The sequence below is a fragment of the Yinghuangia sp. YIM S09857 genome (assembly GCF_051388915.1).
GTDB lineage: Bacteria > Actinomycetota > Actinomycetes > Streptomycetales > Streptomycetaceae > Yinghuangia.
On record NZ_JBPKBH010000008.1, the window covers coordinates 48,323 to 53,342 of the forward strand.

The 5,020-nt window shown below is 70.0% G+C and carries 7 protein-coding genes; 6 read left to right on the forward strand and 1 reads right to left on the reverse strand.

The features are described 5' to 3' along the window. From ACRX5S_RS18720 to ACRX5S_RS18745, 6 genes are all read left to right on the forward strand, one after another. A partial coding sequence (locus ACRX5S_RS18720; RefSeq protein ID WP_436774118.1) for an acyl-CoA dehydrogenase family protein occupies positions 1 to 246 on the forward strand: 246 nt, incomplete at its 5' end. An 11-nt stretch (positions 247 to 257) separates the two neighbouring features. Continuing rightward, positions 258 to 1,424 carry a CaiB/BaiF CoA transferase family protein gene (locus tag ACRX5S_RS18725; RefSeq protein ID WP_436774119.1) on the forward strand — a complete coding sequence of 389 codons (1,167 nt, stop codon included), beginning with the start codon at positions 258 to 260 and terminating at the stop codon, positions 1,422 to 1,424. Further along, positions 1,421 to 1,960, forward strand: a complete 540-nt coding sequence (locus tag ACRX5S_RS18730) for an FAS1-like dehydratase domain-containing protein (RefSeq protein ID WP_436774120.1) — start codon at positions 1,421 to 1,423, stop codon at positions 1,958 to 1,960. Before ACRX5S_RS18725 ends, ACRX5S_RS18730 begins: the two co-directional genes overlap by 4 nt. Next, on the forward strand, positions 1,957 to 2,442 hold the full coding sequence (locus ACRX5S_RS18735; RefSeq protein WP_436774121.1) for a hypothetical protein: 486 nt from the start codon (positions 1,957 to 1,959) through the stop codon (positions 2,440 to 2,442). The genes ACRX5S_RS18730 and ACRX5S_RS18735 overlap by 4 nt, the downstream gene beginning before the upstream one ends. Positions 2,443 to 2,467: 25 nt before the next feature. Next, entirely contained in the window at positions 2,468 to 3,595 is a 1,128-nt protein-coding gene (locus tag ACRX5S_RS18740) for an acyl-CoA dehydrogenase family protein (RefSeq protein ID WP_436774122.1), read from the forward strand. A gap of 153 nt (positions 3,596 to 3,748) precedes the next feature. Beyond that, positions 3,749 to 4,261 carry a hypothetical protein gene (locus ACRX5S_RS18745; RefSeq protein ID WP_436774123.1) on the forward strand — a complete coding sequence of 171 codons (513 nt, stop codon included), beginning with the start codon at positions 3,749 to 3,751 and terminating at the stop codon, positions 4,259 to 4,261. Positions 4,262 to 4,386: 125 nt separating this feature from the next. Here the strand turns inward: ACRX5S_RS18745 and ACRX5S_RS18750 are convergent, their stop codons facing one another. Beyond that, positions 4,387 to 4,923: a hypothetical protein gene (locus ACRX5S_RS18750; RefSeq protein WP_436774124.1), complete on the reverse strand. Its 537-nt coding sequence runs from the start codon at positions 4,921 to 4,923 to the stop codon at positions 4,387 to 4,389. Between the last annotated feature and the right edge of the window lie 97 nt (positions 4,924 to 5,020).

Consider the following 5,020-nt stretch of genomic DNA (forward strand, 5'->3'; position numbering starts at 1 on the left):
CCCACCACCGAGGCGTCCGAGTACAAGCTGTACGCCACCGAGCTGTCGAAGCGCCTGGCCAACGCGTCCATGGACCTCGGCGGGCCGGGCACGCAGCTCAAGGTCGGCACCGAGGAGGCCCCGATGAAGGGCCGCGCCGAGTCGACGTACCGCTACACCGTGCTCGACACCATCGGCGGCGGCACCTCCGAGGTGCAGAAGAACATCCTCTCCCGGCGCAAGCTCGGGCTCCCGAAGAACTTCTGACGGAGCCACAGATGGCCGGAGAGCTGCTGCAAGGCGTCACCGTACTGGATCTCGCGAGCGTGGGCCCCGCGGCCCGCGCCTCGCGCTGGCTCGCCGACTACGGCGCGGACGTGGTCAAGGTCGGCCCCGTCCCCGCCAAGAGCGGCGTGCAGATCGCACCTCCCTTCTTCTCGTACAGCGCACACCGCCGCATGAAGCGGGTGCTGCTCGACATCAAGGCGCCGGAGGGCCGCGACGCGTTCCTCGCGCTGGCTGCGAAGGCCGACGTGGTGATCGAGAGCTTCCGCCCCGGCGTCGTGGACCGGCTCGGCATCGGGCACGAGGCGGTGTCGGCGGTCAACCCGCGCATCGTGTACTGCTCGACGTCCGGCTTCGGGCAGTCCGGGCCCAACTCGCAGCAGGCCGGGCACGACCTGAACTACCTGGGCACCGGCGGGTTCCTGCACCTGACCGGCAAGGACGCGGACGGCAAGCCGCCCGTCCCGGGCGCCACGGTCGCGGACAGCGCGGGCGGCGGCATGCACGCTGTCATCGCGATCCTCGCGGCGCTGCTCAACCGCGCCTCGACCGGGCAGGGGCGGCACCTGGACGTCTCGGTGGCCGACGGCGTGCTGGCGCTGATGGCCCTGTCGGTCGACGAGTACCTGGCGACCGGCGAGAACGTCGAGGTCGGCTCGAACCTGCTGCTCGGGCGGTACGCCTGCTACGACACGTACCAGGCCGGCGACGGCAAGTGGCTCTCCGTGGCGGCCATCGAGCCGCGCTTCTGGGCCAACCTGTGCCGCCTGCTGGGCCTCGACAAGTGGGCCGCGCACCAGAACGACGACGCGGTCCAGGACGAGATCCGGCGCGACATCACCGAGGTGCTGCGCGGCAAGTCGCGCGACGCCTGGGTCGCGGAGCTGGCCCCGGCCGACACCTGCGTCTCGGCGGTGCTGTCGGTCGCCGAGGTCGTCGAGGACGAGCAGTTCGCGGCGCGCGGCGCGTTCGCCACCGCCAAGCACCCGAAGCACGGCACCTTCCGGCAGATCGGGGCGGTGCTGGCGGGCATGGTGCCGTCGGAGGACCCGTACCTCGTCCGCGAGTCGGACGTCACCGACACCGACGAACTGCTCGCCGCGGCGGGCCTGTCCGCCGACAAGATCACCGCACTACGCGACGAAGGAGTGGTGGCGTGAGCAACAACCAGACACCGTTGGACGACACCCTTCCCGAGGACGTCGCCGCGCTGATCGGGGCCACGCAGTACGAGAAGACCGCGGACTTCCCGGTCGAGCAGGGGTACGTGTGGACCTCCTGCGCCTCGGTGTTCAACGGCAACCCGCTGTACTGGGACCCGAAGGTCGCCGACGAGGTCACCGGCGGGCCGATCTCGCCGCCGAGCCTGCTGTCGGCGTACGCCCGCCCGCACTACTGGGCGCCGGGCGCCGAGGGCGAGCAACTGTCGCTCCAGGTGCACTTCGACCTCAAGAAGCGCTTCGGCCTGCCCGAGGCGATCATGACCGACAACACCAACGTGTTCTACGAACCGCTGCGCATGGGCGACCTCGTGACGTCGCGTCAGGTGCTGAAGTCGGTCAGCGGCGAGAAGCGCACCAAGCTCGGCGTCGGCCGCTTCTGGGTGATCGACGTCGAGTACCACAACCAGAACGGCGACCTGCTGGGCACCGAGTCGTACACCGGCTACGGCTACCGCCGGGAGGCATCGGCATGACGAGCACCACCGCACAGCTCACCCTCGGCCAGGTCAAGCCCGGCGACACGCTCCCCGAGCTGTCCCACGAGGTCACCGCGACCACGGTGATCCTCGGCGCGATGGCGACGCGCGACTGGCGGCCGATGCACCACGACTACAAGTTCGCGGTGGAGCGCCAGGGCGTGCAGGACATCTTCCTGAACACCCCCAACCAGGGCGCGTGGTTCGAGCGCTACCTCACCGACTGGACCGGCCCCAAGGGCCGCGTGGGCCGGGTCGTGTTCCGGATGACCTCGCCGGTCTTCCCGGGCGCGCCGATGGTCTACAACGCGACCGTGAAGGACGTCTCGACCGACGACACCGGCTGCGGCTGGGTCACGCTCGACGTCTCGCTGACGGTGGACGGCCAACCCAAGACGACCTGCGAGGCGCGCGTCGCCCTCCCGGTCTCCGACGACGACAACCCCTGGGACCGGCGCGGCGAGCGCTGGAACCCGTGAGCCCTGTGGCACGGAAGGAGCTTCGATGGACCTGACATTCAGCGATGAGCAGGAAGTCCTCCGCGAGACCGTGCGCGGGCTCGCCGCCCGGCACGCCGACCTCGGCGTGGTGCGCGCGATGGAGGAGGACGAGAAGGGCTACCCGCCCGCGTTCTGGGCCAAGCTCGGCGAGAGCGGCCTGACCGGCCTGACCATCCCCGAGAAGTGGGGCGGGTCGGAGATGTCGATGCTGGACGCGGTCGTCGTGTACGACGAACTCGGCCGCGCGCTGTCCCCGTCCCCGCACTTCGTCAGCTCGGTCGTCGCCGGCGGCGTCCTGACCGCCGCGGGCACCGACGAGCAGCGGCAGGAGTGGCTCCCGAAGATCGCCTCCGGCGAGGCTGTCGTCACCACCGCCTGGGTCGAACCCGACCGCGGCTACGGCCCCAAGGGCGTGGCCCTGACCGCCACCCAGGACGGCGACGGCTGGCTCCTGACCGGCGTCAAGCGCCATGTCCCGTACGCCAATTCGGCCGACCGCATCCTGGTCCTCGCCCGCACCGGCACCGCCGCGGAGGACATCACCCTCTTCCTCGTCGACCCTTCCTCGGAAGGCGTCACCCTGACCGCCCAGCGCACGGTCGCCTCCGACACCCAGCACCGCCTCGACCTCGCCTCCGTCCGCGTCGGTCCCGATGCGGTCGTCGGCACCGTCAACGGCGCGTGGCCGGTCTGGTCCGAGGTCCTGCACGACGGCATCATCCTGCTGGCCGCCCTCGCGGTCGGCGGCGCGCGGCGCGTCCTCGAAATCACCGTCGACTACGCCAAGACCCGCAAGCAGTTCGACAAGCCCCTGGGCGCCTTCCAGGCCATCGCCCACAACCTCTCCGACGCCGTCACCGCCGTCGACGGCGCGGAAACCCTGGTCTGGGAAGCCGCCTGGGCCCGCGACAACGGCCGCGGCGTCGAAAAACTGGCCCCGATGGCCAAGCTGTTCGCCTGCAAGACGTACCGCGAAGTCAGCGACCTCGCCGTCCACGTCCACGGCGGCATGGGCTTCACCGTCGAATGCGACGTGCAGTTGTTCTTCCGCCGCGCCAAGTCCCTCCAGCTCAACTGGTGGGACGACCGCTACCTGGAGAACCTCATAGCCACCCAACTCCTCGACGCATAACCCGAATTCCCGAACGGCGCGGTCCCCTCCCGGGACCGCGCCGTTCGCGTTGCCGCACAAACCTCTGCGACGCATCCACCGGGTATTGAAGTGTGTGCTGGTGATCATTACGCTCCCCGCACCGATATCAGAGGTGCGCTCCCGGGGGCCGATGTGAGCAGCAGTGTTTGGTATGCGCCTCGGACGGGTCGCATCGGGTTCATCGCCACGGGCGCCCTCATCGCCGCTCTCGGTATTGCGCCGCTGACTTCGCCGGTCAACCCGGGGACCGTCACCATCGCCACCGGATTCTTTCTCGGCGGGCTGTGGACGATCGTGCGCGGCCCGCGAACGGCTGTCGGTGCCAATAGCAGCGGATTCGCCCAACACACGTCGCTGCGCTCACGATTCATCCCCTGGTGCCACGTGACGGACCTGCGCGTCGACGTCCTCGACGCGGAAAAGATCGGGACCAAGACGTTCGGCGTGAGGGCGGAGCTCCACGACGGCCGAAAGATCGACCTCTCCGGAACCTGGGGACATCGCTTGACCCAAGCGCGCCGCGCGCGAATGGACCAGCAATACAAGGAGTTGTACGCCCTCCGCGCATCGCACGCATGCACCGGGAGATGCGCACCGGCCACCTGGTACGTCAGGCACACCCCGCCGCAGGCCACCGGAGCCTGAGCGAACCACCGCCGCCGTGGTCGCGTTCAGGAGCGGCTGATCCTTTCGGTGAGGGTGGTGTTCCGGTGGTTGGCGGCGCTTGGGTGGGATGGCGGTGGTGACGCCCTCGGGCGCGGGTGCGGGCGTCAGGCGTGGCAGGTCCAGGAGTCTCGGTTGTGGAAGTCGGAGAAGCGGCTCACGGCGGGAGTCGCCCGATAGAGGAGCGCGCATGCGGCCTGGCTGTCGATGGCACGCTTGCCGTCGCAGTACCAGGCGTACGCGGTCGTGTTGACGGCAACTGCGCCTGTGTATCCGGTGCGGCGGCAGTAGTCGTCGAAGTCGAGCGGTCCCAACTCGGTTGAGACCGACCAGCATTCGATGCTCGACGGGTCGTTGAAGTCGGCGATGCGGTCGACGAGGCGGTCCGTGTGGTACGTCCAGGCGCACACCTCGGTGGCCGACACGCCCGAACCATGCGGCTGCGTGCACCCCCGGTCGTACGCGGTTGGGCCGGACACCTCCGCCACCCCCTGACCGGTCGCGCGGCAGAAGCCGACGTAGTCGGGACCACCCAGGAACGCGGTGACCGTGGCGGAGTTCGCGGCGGGGCGGGTGGCGTCCGGGCCCGGGTCCTCCTCCTGGGTCAGGACCATGACGGTCGCCGCGACCGCGAGGACCGCCAAGACTACGACGGCCGTCCACCGCAGATTCAGTCGGCGGCAGGAGTCGGCGAGAGTCGCAAGGCGGGAGCGGGGGGGGGGGGGGGGGGGGGGGGGGGGG